The organism is Stenotrophomonas sp. CC22-02 (assembly GCF_004365115.1).
Lineage (GTDB): Bacteria > Pseudomonadota > Gammaproteobacteria > Xanthomonadales > Xanthomonadaceae > Stenotrophomonas > Stenotrophomonas forensis.
Genome location: NZ_SOCO01000001.1, coordinates 3,004,385 through 3,021,408, shown reverse-complemented (window position 1 = coordinate 3,021,408; position 17,024 = coordinate 3,004,385). Strand labels below are relative to the sequence as shown.

General features: G+C 65.2%; 18 protein-coding genes and 1 tRNA gene. 12 read left to right on the top strand and 7 right to left on the bottom strand.

Annotation, left to right across the window (positions count from 1 at the left end):
* Positions 1-4: 4 nt before the first annotated feature.
* From trmB to thiS, 3 genes are all read right to left on the bottom strand, one after another.
* Positions 5-739 (bottom strand): tRNA (guanosine(46)-N7)-methyltransferase TrmB, encoded by a 735-nt coding sequence (gene trmB / locus N440_RS13860; RefSeq protein WP_010481468.1) that lies wholly within the window; start codon positions 737-739, stop codon positions 5-7.
* The gene (locus N440_RS13855; protein WP_133935422.1) at positions 739-1,533 is read right to left on the bottom strand and encodes a thiazole synthase; all 795 of its coding nucleotides are present in this window, start codon (positions 1,531-1,533) and stop codon (positions 739-741) included. Before N440_RS13855 ends, trmB begins: the two co-directional genes overlap by 1 nt.
* 132 nt (positions 1,534-1,665) lie before the next feature.
* Entirely contained in the window at positions 1,666-1,866 is a 201-nt protein-coding gene (gene thiS, locus N440_RS13850; RefSeq protein WP_008265079.1) for a sulfur carrier protein ThiS, read from the bottom strand.
* A gap of 207 nt (positions 1,867-2,073) precedes the next feature.
* Between thiS and N440_RS13845 the strand changes: the two genes are divergently transcribed.
* From N440_RS13845 to N440_RS13835, 3 genes are all read left to right on the top strand, one after another.
* Positions 2,074-3,909 carry an autotransporter domain-containing protein gene (locus N440_RS13845; protein WP_133935421.1) on the top strand — a complete coding sequence of 612 codons (1,836 nt, stop codon included), beginning with the start codon at positions 2,074-2,076 and terminating at the stop codon, positions 3,907-3,909.
* Between the two features lie 130 nt (positions 3,910-4,039).
* Positions 4,040-4,113: transfer RNA gene (locus tag N440_RS13840), tRNA-Gly, on the top strand.
* Positions 4,114-4,382: 269 nt separating this feature from the next.
* The gene (locus N440_RS13835; protein ID WP_133935420.1) at positions 4,383-5,216 is read left to right on the top strand and encodes a hypothetical protein; all 834 of its coding nucleotides are present in this window, start codon (positions 4,383-4,385) and stop codon (positions 5,214-5,216) included.
* On the opposite strand, the gene N440_RS13830 is transcribed toward N440_RS13835, so the two are convergent.
* Positions 5,203-5,568: a hypothetical protein gene (locus N440_RS13830; protein ID WP_243831352.1), complete on the bottom strand. Its 366-nt coding sequence runs from the start codon at positions 5,566-5,568 to the stop codon at positions 5,203-5,205. The genes N440_RS13835 and N440_RS13830 overlap by 14 nt on opposite strands.
* A gap of 165 nt (positions 5,569-5,733) precedes the next feature.
* On the opposite strand from N440_RS13830, the gene rimK reads away from it, so the two are divergent.
* The 6 genes from rimK to N440_RS13800 all read left to right on the top strand — a co-directional run bounded on the left by rimK (position 5,734) and on the right by N440_RS13800 (position 10,797).
* The gene (gene rimK / locus N440_RS13825) at positions 5,734-6,612 is read left to right on the top strand and encodes a 30S ribosomal protein S6--L-glutamate ligase (RefSeq protein WP_005410807.1); all 879 of its coding nucleotides are present in this window, start codon (positions 5,734-5,736) and stop codon (positions 6,610-6,612) included.
* Between the two features lie 246 nt (positions 6,613-6,858).
* Positions 6,859-7,335 (top strand): hypothetical protein, encoded by a 477-nt coding sequence (locus tag N440_RS13820; protein WP_133935419.1) that lies wholly within the window; start codon positions 6,859-6,861, stop codon positions 7,333-7,335.
* 89 nt (positions 7,336-7,424) lie between these two features.
* Positions 7,425-7,898, top strand: coding sequence for a hypothetical protein (locus N440_RS13815; RefSeq protein ID WP_133935418.1), 474 nt, complete (start codon positions 7,425-7,427; stop codon positions 7,896-7,898).
* Positions 7,899-7,906: 8 nt separating this feature from the next.
* Positions 7,907-8,584, top strand: a complete 678-nt coding sequence (locus tag N440_RS13810; RefSeq protein ID WP_005410804.1) for a response regulator transcription factor — start codon at positions 7,907-7,909, stop codon at positions 8,582-8,584.
* A complete protein-coding gene (locus tag N440_RS13805) occupies positions 8,547-9,917 on the top strand; it encodes a HAMP domain-containing sensor histidine kinase (protein ID WP_040007217.1) in 1,371 nt (456 codons plus the stop codon). Before N440_RS13810 ends, N440_RS13805 begins: the two co-directional genes overlap by 38 nt.
* 493 nt (positions 9,918-10,410) lie before the next feature.
* A complete protein-coding gene (locus N440_RS13800) occupies positions 10,411-10,797 on the top strand; it encodes a hypothetical protein (RefSeq protein WP_133935417.1) in 387 nt (128 codons plus the stop codon).
* A gap of 127 nt (positions 10,798-10,924) precedes the next feature.
* Here the strand turns inward: N440_RS13800 and coaE are convergent, their stop codons facing one another.
* The 3 genes from coaE to N440_RS13785 are packed head-to-tail and all read right to left on the bottom strand — an operon-like array spanning position 10,925 to position 13,678.
* Positions 10,925-11,536: a dephospho-CoA kinase gene (gene coaE / locus N440_RS13795; RefSeq protein ID WP_133935416.1), complete on the bottom strand. Its 612-nt coding sequence runs from the start codon at positions 11,534-11,536 to the stop codon at positions 10,925-10,927.
* Between the two features lie 11 nt (positions 11,537-11,547).
* Positions 11,548-12,411, bottom strand: coding sequence for an A24 family peptidase (locus N440_RS13790; protein WP_008268831.1), 864 nt, complete (start codon positions 12,409-12,411; stop codon positions 11,548-11,550).
* Between the two features lie 7 nt (positions 12,412-12,418).
* Positions 12,419-13,678 carry a type II secretion system F family protein gene (locus tag N440_RS13785; protein ID WP_040007221.1) on the bottom strand — a complete coding sequence of 420 codons (1,260 nt, stop codon included), beginning with the start codon at positions 13,676-13,678 and terminating at the stop codon, positions 12,419-12,421.
* Between the two features lie 354 nt (positions 13,679-14,032).
* Here N440_RS13785 and N440_RS13780 point away from each other — a divergent pair, with 354 nt between their 5' ends.
* The 3 genes from N440_RS13780 (at position 14,033) to pilB (ending at position 16,948) form a co-directional block, all read left to right on the top strand.
* A complete protein-coding gene (locus N440_RS13780) occupies positions 14,033-14,455 on the top strand; it encodes a pilin (RefSeq protein ID WP_133935415.1) in 423 nt (140 codons plus the stop codon).
* A 127-nt stretch (positions 14,456-14,582) separates the two neighbouring features.
* Positions 14,583-14,996, top strand: coding sequence for a pilin (locus N440_RS13775; protein ID WP_008265158.1), 414 nt, complete (start codon positions 14,583-14,585; stop codon positions 14,994-14,996).
* A 221-nt stretch (positions 14,997-15,217) separates the two neighbouring features.
* The gene (gene pilB / locus N440_RS13770) at positions 15,218-16,948 is read left to right on the top strand and encodes a type IV-A pilus assembly ATPase PilB (protein WP_133935414.1); all 1,731 of its coding nucleotides are present in this window, start codon (positions 15,218-15,220) and stop codon (positions 16,946-16,948) included.
* The last annotated feature ends 76 nt before the right edge of the window (positions 16,949-17,024 follow it).

The window sequence follows — 17,024 nt, the reverse complement described above, 5'->3', positions numbered from 1 at the left end:
ATCGTCAGGTGCGGTCGTACAACAGGTCCCAGACGCCGTGGCCGAGCTTCTGGCCACGGGTCTCGAAGTGGGTCTGCGGGCGCCAGTCCGGGCGCGGCACGCTGCCGCGCGGGCCGGCACGGTTGACCAGGCCGGCGGTGGCGTCGAGCACATCCCACATCTGCTCGGCGTAGTCCTCCCAGTCGGTCGCGCAGTGCAGGCGGCCACCCGGGCGCAGCTTGCGCACCAGCAGTTCGGCGAACGCCGGCTGCAGCAGGCGGCGCTTGTTGTGGCGCTTCTTGTGCCACGGGTCCGGGAAGTAGATGCGCACTTCATCCAGCGCGCCGTCGGCGATCTCGTTCTGCAGCACTTCCACCGCATCGTGGTGGTACAGGCGCACGTGGTCGGCGTTGTCGTCGGCCAGCGCGTTCAACAGCCGGCCCACGCCGGGGGCATGCACCTCGATGCCGATGTAATCGCGCGACGGGTCATGCTGGGCCGCGAAGCGCAGCGCGGCGCCGTTGCCGAAGCCGATTTCCAGCACCTTGTGCGCCGGGCGGCCGAAGGTGGCGTCCAGATCGCGCGGCTGGCCGTTGTAGTCGATGCCGAAACGCGGCCAGCGTTCGTCGAACGCACGCTGCTGGGCGGGAGTGAATCGGCCCTGGCGCAGCACGAAGCTGCGCACTTCACGGCGGCCTTCGCTGACGGTGAAGGGCTTGGGCGGGGCCTTGGAGCCGGCGCTGTCGAAAGGATTGGTCATCAGCCGATCAACCCATCCAGCGGGGAGGAGGCGCTGGCGTAGCGCTTGCGCGGGATGCGCCCGGCCAGGAACGCCTCGCGGCCAGCTTCGACCGCCTTGCGCATCGCGCTGGCCATCAGAATCGGGCTGCGTGCACCGGCGATGGCGGTGTTCATCAGCACGCCGTCACAGCCCAGCTCCATCGCGATCGCCGCATCCGAGGCGGTGCCCACGCCGGCGTCGACGATGATCGGCACCTTGGCGTCTTCGATGATCTGCAGCAGGTTGTACTTGTTCTGGATGCCCAGGCCCGAGCCGATCGGCGCGGCCAGCGGCATCACCGCGGCGCAGCCGATCTCTTCCAGGCGCTTGGCCAGGATCGGGTCGTCGGAGGTGTAGACCATCACCTCGAAGCCATCCTTGACCAGCTGTTCGGCGGCCTTGAGGGTCTGCACCACGTCCGGGTACAGCGACTTCTGGTCACCCAGCACTTCCAGCTTGGTCAGGTTGTGGCCGTCCAGCAGCTCACGGGCCAGGCGGCAGGTGCGCACGGCGTCCTCGGCGGTGTAGCAGCCAGCGGTGTTGGGCAGGATGGTGTAACGGTCCGGCGGCAGCACGTCCAGCAGGTTCGGCTCGCCCGGGTTCTGGCCGATGTTGGTCCGGCGGATGGCCACGGTGACGATCTGGGCGCCTGCAGCCTCGGTGGCCAGGCGGGTTTCTTCCAGGTCCTTGAACTTGCCGGTGCCGGTCAGCAGCCGCGAGCCATAGGTCTTGCCGGCGATCACCAGCGAATCGGGGGAGACATGAACGTTCATGGCGCGATTATCGCTTATCCGCCTGAAGATGGGGTCACGCAACCAAAGGTAGTGCCGGCCGCTGGCCGGCAGATGTGAGGCGTCAGGCCGCGTCGGATTGCCGGCCAGCGGCCGGCACTACCCGGAATGGTTTCAACCGCCGCCGAGCGCGTGCACGATCTCCACCACGTCGCCCTCGGCCAGGACATGCTCGCCATGGCGGCTGCGGCTGACGATCTCGCCGTTGACCTCCACCGCCACCCGGCGCTGCAGCAGCTGCTCGGCCTCAAGCAGATCGTGAAGGGTCGCCGAAGCGGGCAGGGTACGGGGTTCGCCATTGAGCTGGATGTTCATCAGCGCATTGTCGCTGATAGCCCTCCGGGATCGGAACCGTTGCAATCTGCGCCAGATGCCACGTCCTGCACAGCACGCTGGCGCAGGGCCGGGCGACAATCCATGCGGCGGCGCAGCGTGAGCAAAAGGCGGCGCGGTGAAACCATTCACCGTGCGCCGGCGTACGTCCGCCGGGTCCTCAACGATTTCCCCACAGGAGTTCTTTACATGCTGCTCAGCAAACGCCCGATCCGCTCCCTGATGGCGGCCGCGATCGCGCTGGCCGCGGTTCCGGCCATGGCAGGCGAATCCCCGTATACCCACGCGGTGTTCTTCGGCGACAGCCTGACCGACGCCGGCTACTTCCGCCCGCTGCTGCCGCCGGGCGTGCAGCCTGTCACCGGCCAGTTCACCACCAACCCGGGCTGGGTGTGGTCGCAGCAGGTGGCTAACTACTACGGTGTCAACGGCGCGCCCAATGGCAACGGCCAGAACGGTGACAACTACGCCGTGGGCGGCGCCCGCGTGTCGGTGGAAGGAAGCGGCGCCCTGGGTCCGATTCCCTCGCTGAAGTCGCAGGCTGCTCGTTACCTCGCCGCAAATGGCGGCAAGGCTGACGCAAATGCCCTGTATACCGTGTGGGGCGGCGCCAACGACCTGTTCGCGGCGGCGGCAGCGCCGGCACAGGCGCAGGCCATCATCGGCGCGGCGGTCACCGACCAGATCGCCCTGGTCGGCGCGCTCAAGCAGGCGGGTGCGCAGTACGTGCTGGTGCCGAACCTGCCCAACGTCGGCCTGACCCCGGCCTTCCGTGGCCCGAACGCCGGTGCCGCCACCGCGCTGTCGGCCGGTTACAACAAGGCCCTGTACGGCGGCCTGAAGCAGGCCGGCATCGAGTTCATTCCGCTCGACACCTTCACCGTGCTGGGCGAAGTGGCCGCCAACCCGGCCATGTACGGCTTCACCAACGTCACCAGTACCGCCTGCAAGATCGATCCGACCAATCCGACGCAGAGCATCCTGACCTGCAACCCGACCAGCTATGTCAGCCCGGATGCGGCCAATACCTATCTGTTCGCCGATGGCGTGCATCCGACCACGGCCGGCCACCAGCTGCTGGGCCAGTACGCGGTCTCGGTGCTGGAAGCCCCGCGTCTGCAGCAGGTACTGAGCCACTCGGCACAGACCATCGGCCGTTCGCGCGCCGACCAGGTCAGCATGCACCTGGGTGGGCGTCCGGCCGACGGCCTGTCCTGGTGGGGCGGCGTACGCGGCGATCTGCAGCGCTACGACCACGCCGACCTGTACGACGGCCTGGCGCCGGCCGGCCTGTTCGGTGTCGACTGGGCGCGTGACGGCATGGTGTTCGGCGGCTTCGCCGGCTTCGGCCGCCTCAATGCCGACTTCGGCAACAGCCGCGGTGACTTCACCCAGAAGGACACCACCGCCGGTCTGTTCGCCGGCTGGTATCACGACCGCATCTGGGTCAACGGCCAGGTCAGCTACACCTGGCTGTCCTATGACGTGAACCGCAAGGTCCAGCTGGGCCCGGCCACCCGCGAGCACGGCGGTTCGCCGGACGGCAGCAACCTGACCGCAGCGCTGAACGCCGGTTACGAGTTCGGCACCGAGGGCGGCTTCCGCCACGGCCCGATCGCCTCGGTGATCTGGCAGAAGGTGAAGATCGACGGTTACACCGAAAGCGCCGCGGCCGGCACCCTGGCCACCGCGCTGGGCTATGACCGCCAGAACGTCGATTCGACCGTCGGCCGCATCGGCTGGCAGGCCCGCTTCGACGGCGGTGCGGTCAAGCCGTACGCGCAGCTGACCTACGACCACGAGTTCGAAGACAACAAGCAGGCCAGCGCCTGGCTGCAGACCCTGCCGGAATTGGGCAGCTACCGCGTGCCAGGCCTGAACTTCGACAAGAACTACGCCACCGTCGTACTGGGTGCCCGTACCGAGATGTTCGGCCTGCAGAGCAACTTCGGCGTGAGTGCTTCGGCCGGGCAGAAACGTGCCCAGGACGCGACGCTGTTCGCCAACTTCAGCGGCAGCTTCTGATCCACGCGTCATCCCGGGCACCGTGCGGTGCCCGGGATGCCTGACAACAGCGCCGGACCGTGTCCGGCGCATGCGGCGCGGCCGACCATTGCGCAACACCGGCCCCAGCGCATAGACTTTCCACCGCAACGCGGGCGTAGCTCAATGGTAGAGCTGTAGCTTCCCAAGCTACTGACGTGGGTTCGATTCCCATCGCCCGCTCCATCGCACCTCCTTCTTTTGCACTGCAGATACGGGCTTTTGATGCCCGCTTTCGTGTGCCTGTCGATCCAACCTTGTGAGCGGCGTGCGGCATCACTAGAGTGAATGCTCCTTCACGCCGGATGATGACGTTGGGACAAGGAATGAGGATGCGGGCCATCTCACGATGGAACGCGGTTCTGCTGGCTCCAGTGCTGGCACTGGCACTTGCAACCACAGCGTGCACGGACAGCACAGCCCCTTCTGAAGCCGGAGATGCAGCGCGCGCCGCAATGGCCCCTGCCATCTCCGCCACAGGAGTCGCGAACTCCGGCATGGCGGCCAAGGGAAATGCGCCCGCCGCCTATCAGAAGTACTACGCCGCGCGGAACGTTCAACCGCTGATGGCGGACCTTGAATTCCTGTCCAGCGGCGGCGACGCAAACGCGAGTTTTGTACTCGGCCGCATTCATGACGACTGCGCCGTCATTCTTGATTGGGGTTCGCTCGCCGGGTTGGACATCGCGCAGGAGAAGAAGATCGCACTCCAGCGCAGCACAGCGTGGTTCAAGGCGCGGTGCGAGGGTATGTCCAAGGACGTTGTGAGTGGCATTCGCAATGCGAGACGCTACCAGGCGCTGGCAGTGAAGCAGGGGAGCCTCGCTGCACAGATCGAGCAGGCGGCGCCAGGGCTTCACCTGGCGGATCAGCATCTGTCGGTGCAGGACCACAAGACGTTTGTCGAAGCCGTGCTCATGCAGGATGACGGCGAAGCCTACATGGCGCTTGCGGCAACCATGGGGGAAGCGGCCTCCCACCGCATCCAGGAAATGAAGCCCTACAAGGTGGGCAGTCCCGTCGAGGAGGCCGCGTGGATGCTGGCGGGCTGCCGGAAGGGCGTGCCGTGCGGCGCCGATTCGCCCATCGTCCAGCGCATGTGCCGTGCCGGCGTGTGTGGTTACAACTCGCTTGAGGAGCTGTACAGCCATGGGGCGCTTGCGCCCGAGCAGATGCAACAGGCGCGCGCACGCATGGACGAGATCATTGCACTGTCGAAAGGTGTCTCCGGCGACGATGGCTCCATCGCCGGAGACGTTGCCGCGGGGCGGCCGATCAGTCGGAATTGAAGCCGGGCGCCAGCGGGCCAGGCAACGTGTGTTCCGGCCACGGCATCAACAAGGTGCAGGCGTCATACAGGCCGCAGAAGTCCTGCCGCAGGTCGGCCGGTACCCAGCCTCCGTAGCTGACCTCGGTCGAGTCGCCGTTGCAGGCATAGGTGACATCGATCCAGCGGGTGTTGGTATGTGAGGCAGCCCCCTGGTGCTGGGTTCTGCCGGTGCAGTAGCGCAGGCTCTGGCCAATCAGTGTGTTGTTGGCGTCGAAATAGAGCCGGGAGACTGCATGGGTGGGCGCGGCATGCACTTCGGTGGCGCCCCCCATCAGGCCAAACAGCAACAACAGCGGAATTCCCATTCGCATCTGTGGTTCTCCTTGGGTTGTGTAAGCCGGCCGTGTTCCTGTCCTGTGGCCGGCGTCGCCATCTTGGCACAGCCTCTGCAGCGGTGCTGGCGCCGGCCGGTGCGACATCATCCGTCCGCCACACGCGCGCGCTATGCTGCGCGCCTGCCGCCCGATCCCACCGCGATGAAGCTCGCCATCCTGTCCCGCAACAGTTCCCTGTATTCCACCCGCCGGCTGGTCGAGGCGGCGCGCGCGCGCGGCCACACCGTGCGTATCCTCGACCCGCTGCGCTGCTACATGCGCATCGCCGCCGATGGCTTCTCGATGCACTACAAGGGCCGGCCGATGACCGGCGTGGACATGGTCATCCCGCGCATCGGTGCCTCGATCACCCGCTATGGCACGGCGGTGCTGCGCCAGTTCGAACTGATGGGGGCGCGCACGCCCAATCCGTCCGATGCGATCCTGCGCTCGCGTGACAAGCTGCGCGCGCACCAGCTGCTGGCCGCCAAGGGCATCGACATGCCGGTCACCGTGTTCGGCGACAACCCCGACGACACCGTCGACCTGCTGTCCATGCTCGGCCCGCCGCCGCATGTGGTGAAGCTCAACGAAGGCACCCAGGGTCGCGGTGTGATCCTCACCGAGAAGGCCAGCGCCTCGCGTGGCATCGTCGAGGCGCTGCGCGGGCTGTACGCCAACTTCCTGATGCAGGAGTTCATCGGCGAGGCCAAGGGCGCGGACCTGCGCTGCTTCGTGGTCGGCGACCAGGTGGTGGCCTCGATGCAGCGGCAGGCGCCCGAGGGCGACTTCCGCTCCAACCTGCATGCCGGCGGTACGGCGGTGGCGGCCAAGGCCAGCCGGGCCGAACAACAGGTCGCGGTGCGCTCGGCCAAGGCGCTGGGCCTGTCGGTATGCGGGGTGGACCTGATCCGTTCCGCGCGCGGCCCGCTGGTGCTGGAGGTCAACTCAACGCCGGGGCTGGAGGGCATCGAAGCGGCGTGTGGGGTGGACGTGGCCACGCGCATCATCGAGCACGTGGAGAAGCTTAAAAAGCCCTGATTATTCAGTTGCTTATAAATCTCATGGGTTGGTGAGGCGAGGTTTAACATGCCTTTAATCGCCCCCGGCGTAGCCTTCAGCGAACCGCAGCTCTGCCTCTCAGCAGGATCGGTATCGGGATACAACTTCAGACCCAGGCGGGGGCACCGCCTGGGTCTTTTTTATGGGCCGGGCGCGGCGCTTGTGGAGGCGCCGTGACGGCCGTAGAGTGGCCTCCATCGTTCCTGGATGGATCGGAGGCAAGCGATGTATCGCGTCACCATGATCGCGTTGTTGCTGGGGCTGGCAGGCACGGCTGTCGCCAAGCCGGAAAAAGCCGTTGTACAGATGGACCGGCAGATGCCGGTGGCCGAACAGGTCCGGAAGGTCGAAAAGGCCCTGGACGACGGCGACTACAGTGAGATCTCCGCGGATGACCGCGCCCAGGTACGACAGGCACTTGCACGCATTACCCAGCGGATGGGGGACCACCAGACGCTGCAGGAACTGCCGCCGCAGGTCCAGAACGACGTCTTCAATGACCAGGAACGGGTCAATACCCTGCTTGCCCGGGCCCATGATGACAGCCGGCAGGTCTGCCAATACACCCGTACCACCGGCAGCAACATGCCCAAAAGCCGCTGCATGACCGTGGCCGAACGGCGGCGCATCGAGGAGAAGGGCAAGGCCCTGCTCCATGACCAGCGCACCTTCACCGACCTCTCGCCTCCCGGCAACCGCTAGGCCGTCCGCCGCCCCTGCGCTTGGCACTTGCTGGCGTGAAGGCGGTGCGAATACAGTCAGCGATCCATTCAAACAAGGATTCGTTTGTCATGAAGTCCCTCCTGATGTCAGCGGTGCTGTTCTCGGGGCTGACCCTGGCCACCGCCGCCTCCGCGTCCAAAGAGGCCGGTGAAGTCTTCATCCCCGGCAAGCCGCTGCAGCAGCAGATCGAGCGCATCGAAATCGAACTCAACGATGGCGAGACCTACAGCGAATTGAAGCAGACCGACCGCAGCCGCGTGCGCGAGGCGCTGGTGCGCATGCGTACGGCCGTCGAGCAGCATCCGAACCGCGATTCGATGCCTGAACAGGTGCGAACCGACGTCTTCAACGACCAGCAGATCGTGAACACGGTTTTGACACAGGCGCGTGAGGATAGTCGTCTAATATGCCAACGTGAAAAGGCGACGGGTTCGAACCGGTCTACGACGCAGTGCACCACCGTCGCCGAGCGCGCCCGGCAGAAGGACAGGGCACAGCGTGATATGAGCCAGGCCCAGCGCACCGGCAAATTCGTCAATTAGAGGTGACAGTGAGAATTCTGGTAATCGAAGACAACAGCGACATTGCGGCCAACCTGGGTGATTACCTGGAGGACCGCGGGCACACGGTGGACTTCGCGGCTGACGGGGTCACCGGCCTGCATCTGGCCGTGGTGCACGAGTTCGACGCGATCGTGCTGGATCTCAACCTGCCCGGCATGGACGGTATCGAAGTCTGCCGCAAGCTGCGCAATGAAGCGCGCAAGCAGACCCCGGTGCTGATGCTGACCGCGCGCGATTCGCTGGACAACAAGCTGGCCGGCTTCGATTCCGGCGCCGACGACTACCTGATCAAGCCGTTCGCACTGCAGGAAGTGGAAGTGCGTCTGAATGCCCTGTCGCGCCGCGGCAAGGGCGTGCAGACCCGCGTGCTGGAAACCGGCGACCTGGAGTACAACCTGGATACGCTGGAAGTGCGTCGCCAGGGCAAGCTGCTGCAGCTCAACCCGACCGCACTGAAGATCCTGCAGGCGCTGATGGAAGCCGCCCCGGCCGTGGTGACCCGCCAGGAGCTGGAAACCCGCGTGTGGGGCGAGGAACTGCCCGACTCCGATTCGCTGCGCGTGCACATCCATGGCCTGCGTGCGGTGGTCGACAAGCCGTTTGAAGTACCGCTGATCCAGACCCGCCATGGCATCGGATACCGCATCGCCACCCCGGAAGCCTGATTCGGTGGCAGCGAAAGGGGAGCGTCGGCGCACGCCTTACCGGCGGCGCCTGCGCAGCCGCATCATCGTCTCGTTCGTGTTGTTGGGCTTCTGCCTGACAACACTGTTCGCGTTCGCCACCAACTGGGCCCGCATGCGGGTGGAAAACCAGTTGGTGGAAGACGTGATCAACCACAACATCGAAGAGTACGCGCGTCGCTTCTACGAGCACCCGGGGCGCAACCCCGCTGTGCCGGTGCAGCAGATTCGCGCATACGCCTACTCGGCAGACAAGTTCGACAAAGCGCGCGAGTCCTGGCCGCAATGGGCCGATCTGCAGACCGGTAACTACAACCTGAGCGGCACCGACGAGCAGGGGCAGCCGTATGCCTACAAGCTGGCGGTGCGCAAGAGCGATGACGCCTGGTTCTTCCTTGCCTATGACATGACCGACAGCGTGCGCGGTGGCAAACAGCTCAACCGCGCGCTGGTGCTGTCGGTGCTGGTGTTCAGCGTGCTGTCGCTGGTGCTGGGCTGGTGGTCGGCGTCGAAGGTGATGAAGCCGGTCTCGGACCTGGCGGCGCGGCTGCGTGCCTATCGCGGCGGCACCAGCGATCCCGAACCGCTGGCGCCGCGCTTCCCCGACGATGAGGTGGGGCAGCTGGCACAGGCGCTGGATGATTACTCGTCGCGGTTGACCGAGGTGGTGCAGCGCGACCGCGAGTTCAATGCCGACGTCAGCCATGAACTGCGCACGCCGCTGGCGGTGATCCGCGGCGCCACCGAGCTGCTGCTGACCCGCCCCGGCCTGGATGAGAAGGTGCTGCAGCGCCTGCAGCGTATCCAGCGCGCCGAACAGCAGTGCAGCGACCTGATTGGCGCGTTGCTGCTGCTGTCGCGCAACGAGCGCGGGCAGGGCACCAGCAACGTGGCGCGGGTGGCCGAGCAGCTGCTGGATGCGCACCGTGCACAGCTGGGTGGCAAGCCGCTGGAACTGGCGCTGGAAGGCGAACGCGATCTGGTGATCGACGCGCCGGAAGCGGCCTTGTCGGTGGCCCTGGGCAATCTGATCGGCAATGCCGTGAAGTACTCGCAGGATGGCGAAGTGCGCGTGCACGTGAGCGCCAACGCGGTCTCGGTGACCGACAGCGGCCCGGGCCTGAGCGAAGAAGACGCGGCCAAGCTGTTCCAGCGTGGCTATCGCGGTACCCATGCCGGCCATTCGCAGGGCGGTGGCATCGGCCTGTCGATCGTCAGCCGCCTGTGCGATCTGTACGGCTGGCAGGTAAGCGTGCGCCCGGGCGGCGAGCGCGGTGTGATCGCCACCCTGACGTTCTCGCCGAAGCCGTTGTAAAGGCCCTTGCTTTGGTAGGTGCCGACCTTGGTCGGCACGAACCCTGCCGACGTTGCATCGCGCCCTGTGTCGCTTGTGCCACCGCATCACCCTCGCAAGGCCATCGATGCTCAGGCCCATCACGACACCATCGTGATCGTTACCGCGCCTGTTGCGTGTTCCAGTGCACGCATCCGCACGCTCGCGCCGCGCCTGCAACTTTCCTTGCAGACCAGCGCGTGCAGAGATGGCTTGATGGCGTGGCCGGGGCAGGTGCCCTGGCCGGGATTGGCGTCCTGAAAAAAACTCTCAACTCAAGCGCTCCGGATGGGCTGTGGACCATCATGGAAAATGCATCCTCTGCCTTTGCTTTGGCGGACGGTGCGTGGGGATTCATCAGAATCCGCTGGAGTCTTTTTCCTCGCGCTTGAGTTGTTGGGTCTCCGGTACGCCAACCCGCACCGTCCGCCACCCCGCATCTGCGGGTGGCCCGCCGACTGCGAGGAACACCACGATGTCTACCCGCCCGCTTTTCCCACAGCTGCACGCCCTGATCGGCGAAGCCGCCGACCTGCTGCCCACCGACGTCGCCGAGCGCGTCGAAGATCTGCTCGATGATCCCAAGGATCTGCTGCCCGCCCTGCTGGCCCGCATGGATGGTCGCGACGGCGCCGACGGCCGCAGGCTGGAAGTGCCGGGTGCCAGCCCGGCGCAGGCAACCACGATGGCAGGCCTCAGCCGCACGCTTGCTGGCCTGAACACCCTCATCCAGATACTCCACGCCGCCGAAACCGCGCGCGAGCAGGGCGGGTCCCGACAGCAGCTCGATCCGGATGTGGTCGATGGCCTGCTGCTGGGCGCCCGCGAACTGGCCCGCTACGCGCGCCTGCAGCTGGAGTAGAGCCACGTCACGCGTGAATCCGCGTTCCGGTAGTGCCGGCCGCTGGCCGGCAATTGAGTCGTCCAGTAGATCCACGCCATGCGTGGATTCGCTTCGGTAGTGCCGGCCGCTGGCCGGCAAACAGGCCTCAGCTCTCGGCCAACCTCAGATACCGCGCATGCAGCTGTTCCACCTGCACCTGCAGATCCTCCGGCGGCCCATCATTGGCCACTACGTCATCGGCCAGCGCCAGCCGCTGCGCACGGCTGGCCTGCGCGGCAATCATCCGGTCGGCCAGTGCAGCGTCGATACCATCGCGCTGCATCAGCCGGGCGTGCTGCACGGCCTCGGGGGCATCCACCAGCAGCACCCGGTCCAGCCATGGGTAGGCCTGCCGCCCGCCGACCTCGGTCAGCAGTGGAATGGCGGCAATCGCATAGGGGCTGGTGGCCTGCTCGCACTGCTCTTGCATCAGCAGGCGGATGGCCGGGTGGGTGATGGCTTCCAGCGCCACCCGTTCGGCCGGGTCGGCGAAGACGTGGGCGCGCAGGCGCGTCCGGTCCAGGCTGCCGTCGGCCAGCAGCATGTCAGCGCCGAAGCGTTCGGCGATGCGGTCCAGCGCCGGGCTGCCGGCGGCCACCACCGCGCGCGCGGCCAGATCGGCATCGGCCACCACGATGCCCAGCGCCTCGAAGCGCCGGGTCACCTCGCTCTTGCCGGCGGCGATGCCGCCGGTCAGGCCAACCACATACCGGCTCATGGGGAATCCCCTCAGCGCAGCCCGCTCAGGACCAGATACTGCTCCACCAACGGCCCGCCCCACATGAAGTACAGCCAGCCGGCGATGGCCAGATAGGGCCCGAACGGGATGGGGGTGGCGCGATCACGGCCCCGGCTGTACAGCCAGATCGAGCCGATGATGGCGCCCAGCACCGAGGACAGCAGGATGATCGGGAGGATGCCCTTCAGCCCGCACCAGGCACCGAGTGCCGCCAGCAGCTTGAAATCGCCGTGGCCCATGCCTTCCTTGCCGGTCAGCTGCTTGAACAGCCACCAGACTGCCCAAAGCGACAGGTAGCCCAACGCTGCGCCGATCAGCGCAGGCTTGGCCGGCATGTACAGGTTGTCGATGCTGCCTATCAATCCCAGCCACATCAGGGGCAGGGTCAACTGGTCCGGCAACAACTGGGTGCGCAGGTCGATGCCCGACAGGGCGATCAGGAAGCAGGTCAGCACGATGGCACCGAAGCCCTGCCAGCCGAAGCCGAACTGCCAGACGCAGGCCAGCACCAGCAGCGAGGTCATGGCCTCCACCAGCGGGTACTGCAACGAGATCGGCGCCTTGCAGTGGCGGCACTTGCCGCCCTGGATGATCCAGCTGAACAGGGGGATGTTCTCGTACCAGCTCAGCTTGTGCTTGCAGTGCGGGCAGTGCGAAGGCTCGACCACGATGCCCGGTGGGGGCGGCTCGTAGTAGTCGGGTTCCTCCAGGACCTCGCGCGCATCGCGCTTCCACTGCCACTCCAGCCGCTTGGGCAGGCGCAGGATGACGACGTTCAGGAAACTGCCCAGCAGCAGTCCCAGGGCGGCCGCGGCGGGGTAGCCGAGGCCGGGATGCTGGTCGAGAAAAGCCATGTATGTGTTATCCGACGACGGAAGCGAGCTTGAAGATCGGCAGGTACATGCCGATGACCATGCCGCCGACGATGGTACCAATGATCACCATGATGATCGGTTCCAGCAGGCTGCTCAGGGCGTCAACGGCATTGTTGACCTCCTGCTCATAGTACTCGGCCACCTTGAACAGCATCGCATCCAGGGCGCCGGCCTCTTCGCCGATACCGGTCATCTGGATGACCATGTGCGGGAACAGGTTGCGCTGCTTCATCGCCACATTCACGGGGTAGCCCACCGAGACATCGTCTCGCATGCGCAGCACGGCCTCCTCGTACACCGTATTGCCGGTGGCGCCGGCCACGATGCCCAAGGCCTCCACCAAGGGGACACCTGCTTTGAAGGTGACGGCGGTGGTGCGGGCAAAGCGCGCGATGGCACTGTTGTGCATCAGCTGCCCGATCACCGGTACCTTCAGGACCAGTCGGTCCATGTTGTGCTGCAGTTTGGGCGAGCGCTTGTAGGCGGCGATGAAGCCGAAGATGGAGCCGATGATGACGATCAGTATCAGCCACCACCACGACACCATGAACCGGGACAGGTTGACGATCATCTGCGTGAAGGCCGGCAGGTCCGCGCCGAAGCCCTTGAACACGTCTTCGAACTGCGGCACAACCCATACCAGCAGGATGCCGCTGACGATCAGTGCGACTGCCAGCACCATGGCCGGGTAGAACATCGCCTTGCGGATCTTGCCCTTCAGGGCTTCGATGTTCTCTTTGTAGGTAGCGACGGTATCCAGCACCGTCTCCAGTACACCGGCGCCTTCACCAGCCTTGACCAGATTCCGGTACAGCTCATCGAACTGAACCGGGTGCTTGCTGACCGCCTCGTAGAGCGACGAGCCGCCTTCGATATCGGTGCGGAGCGAGTCCACCATCTTCTTCATGCGCGGGTTCTTGTGCCCGCTGCCGATGATGTCCAGCGCCGATACGATCGGCACGCCGGATTTCATCATGGTCGCCATCTGGCGGCTGAAGAAGGCGATATCCTTCGGCGATATCCTGCTGCCTGCCGCACCGAAAAGCGGTTTGGGCTTGACCTTGACCTGGCCCGGGTTGATGCCCTGTCGGCGTAGTTCGGCCCTGAGCAGATTGGCGTTCTTTGCCATCTGCTCACCTTTCATCTTCACTCCGCGTTTGTCGGTCCCCTCCCAGACAAACGGCTGCAGCTCCGTGGTGCTGCGCGCCACGGGCTCCTTCTTGATCGCACTGCCACTGACAGACATATAGGCTCCCCAAGACCCGCCATCCCCAGCGGGCGTCTAGCCGTCGATGGTAGCCGGTTCATGGCCGTCTGGGCAGTTGGAAGGCGGCCCCAAGTGCGATTTCGTGCCGAGTGCCGGCCAAAGGTGACGCACTGCGTCACATTGCCGCGTCCATCGCAGATTCGGATATGGGGGGTTCCCATCCGCAGAATTGCTGCCATCATGGGCGCGGGGAAATCCAGGGGGAGGCGTGCCGGGGTTGGCACGCAACCTGCGTTGATCCACCCGCAGGGGGCAGGACCCGCTCAACCGGCCGCTGGCCGGACCGAACCTGTCCGCTGAAATCAACCACCACTATCTTGGGGATGTACCACAATGAAGAACCAGAAGGGCTTCACCCTTATCGAACTGATGATCGTCGTCGCGATCATCGCCATCCTGGCCGCCATCGCTCTGCCGATGTACCAGGACTACGTGGCCAAGTCGCAGGCCACCGCCGGCCTCGCCGAAATCACCCCGGGCAAGACCCAGGCCGAAGTGCTGCTGAATGAAGGCAAGCCTTTCGACAAGACTGCAGCTCAGCTTGGCCTGAAGAACTCGGATCGTTGCACCATTACCGTTGATGGTGATTCTGGCGCTGGCACCGCTTCGATCACCTGCGCGCTTGCTGGTAATGCAAAGGTTGCCAAGGGCTCGCTGGTCCTGGCTCGTGCTGCGGATGGCACTTGGTCCTGCACTGCCAACACTCTGGATGCCAAGTACATTCCGGGTGGCTGCAATGAGGCTAAGGCGCCGTAATCGGCTCGCCATCAGTCACACGTACAGGGGCCCCGCGATGCGGGGCTCTTGTTTATGGGGGCTGCAGCGTGCGGCTTTCGTGCCTGAAGTTGAAGCTTTGACAATCTGTTTTGGGGACAGACTCGTCATGAAACATCCAGATCAAGAGGGATTCACCCTCATTGAATTGATGATCGTCGTCGCGATCATTGCGATTCTTGCCGCAATTGCTGTTCCTCTCTATCAGGACTACATGGCCAAGGCACAGGTTGGCGCAGCGTTGGCAGATGTGCGTCCCGGGAAAACCACCATGGAACACGTGGCCCAAGACAGCAGGGATGCCAGCGTTGTAACGGCAGCCTATATCGGCTTGGTGCCGACACAGCGCTGCCCGACGATCGAAGCGAAGCTGGACAGTGCGGGTATCGGCAGCATTACCTGCACGCTGCAAGGTGGTAGCGCGGTGCAGGGCAAGGATCTGATCCTCCGCCGTGCGGCGGATGGCATCTGGAGCTGCGATGGCAGTGCCTTCGAAGCGCGGTATCGTCCGGCAGGCTGTTGAGTGAAATCCGGCCCGCCAATGGGATGTTGGCGGGTCGTTGACGGGGCTATCATGCCCGGGGGAGTCAGGATCATGCCTGCCGGGCCGGAAGGTTCAGGCATGGCAGTGTTGCTTATGGATGGGCAATGCCGACGGTCACGGGGCCGTGGCAGGTTCTGCTGCCCGGTGCTGCGCCTCTGGAAGGTGCGTGGTACCGCCAGACCCATGAGCCAAGGATTCATATGAATGCTGTAACCACCGCCAACCTCGTCGGCATCACCGGCCTGGCCCGCCGCCTGGTCCAGGACGGCGCCCTGGATGAAGCGGGCGCACGCGATGCCATGGCCAAGGCTGCTGCCGCACGCCAGCCCCTGCCGACCTGGTTCGCCCAGAACAGGGTGGTCGGTGCCGCGCAGCTGGCTGCGGCCAATGCGGTCGAGTTCGGCATGCCGCTGTTCGATGTCTCCACCTTCGACGCCAACCAGAACGCGATGAGCCTGGTCAGCGAGGAACTGCTGCGCAAGCACAACGTGCTGCCGCTGTTCAAACGCGGCGGCAAGCTGTTCGTCGGTACCAGCAACCCGACCCACTCGCTGGATGAGATCAAGTTCCACACCAATCTGGTGGTGGAACCGATCCTGGTGGATGAAGACCAGATCCGCCGTACGCTGGAGCAGTGGCATGCCAGCCACGACACGCTCGGTGACGCGCTGGGCGGTGACGACGATGGCATGGGCAACCTGGATGTAGCGGCGGGTGACGAGGACCTGGGCACCGGCGGTGATTCCGGCATCGATGCCAAGGGCGACGACACCCCGGTGGTGAAGTTCGTCAACAAGGTGCTGGTCGATGCCATCCGCAAGGGCGCCTCGGACATCCACTTCGAGCCCTATGAAGACGACTACCGGGTGCGCCTGCGCATCGACGGGTTGCTGAAGATGGTGGCGCGCGCGCCGGTGAAGTTGAACCAGCGCATCGCCGCGCGCCTGAAGGTGATGGCGCAGCTGGACATCGCCGAGAAGCGCGTGCCGCAGGACGGCCGCATCAAGCTCAACCTGTCCAAGACCAAGCAGATCGACTTCCGCGTGAGCACGCTGCCGACCCTGTTCGGCGAGAAGGTGGTGCTGCGTATCCTGGATGGCAGTGCGGCCAAGCTGGGAATCGACAAGCTGGGCTACGAGCCGGACCAGCAGAAGCTGTTCCAGGATGCCATCCACAAGCCCTACGGCATGGTGCTGGTGACCGGCCCGACCGGCTCGGGCAAGACCGTGTCGCTGTATACGGCGCTGGGCATCCTCAATGACGAGACGCGCAACATCTCCACCGCCGAAGACCCGGTGGAAATCCGCCTGCCCGGCGTCAACCAGGTGCAGCAGAACAACAAGCGCGGCATGACCTTCGCGGCGGCGCTGCGCTCGTTCCTGCGCCAGGACCCGGACATCATCATGGTCGGCGAAATCCGCGACCTGGAAACGGCGGAGATCGCGATCAAGGCGGCGCAGACCGGCCACATGGTGCTGTCCACGCTGCATACCAACGATGCGCCGCAGACCATCGCGCGCCTGATGAACATGGGCATCGCGCCGTACAACATCACCAGCTCGGTGACGCTGGTGATCGCCCAGCGCCTGGCGCGCCGCCTGTGTGGCAACTGCAAGCGCCTGGCCACGCTGCCCGAGCATGCGCTGCTGGCCGAGGGCTTCACCCAGGCGCAGCTGGATGCGGGCATCCAGTTGTACGAGGCGGTTGGCTGCGATGAATGCACCGAGGGCTACAAGGGCCGTACCGGCATCTACCAGGTGATGCCGATGACCGATGAGATCGCCACGATCGTGCTGGCCGGTGGCAACGCGCTGCAGATTGCCGAAGCGGCGCAGCAGATCGGCGTGAATGATCTGCGGCAGTCGGCATTGAAGAAGGCGGCTGCGGGCATTACCAGCCTGGCCGAGATCAATCGCGTCACCAAGGATTGAGGTAGATCCACGCCATGCGTGGATGCCGCGATGCATGAGGTTGCCGGCCAGCGGCCGGCACTACCGCTTGGGTCTG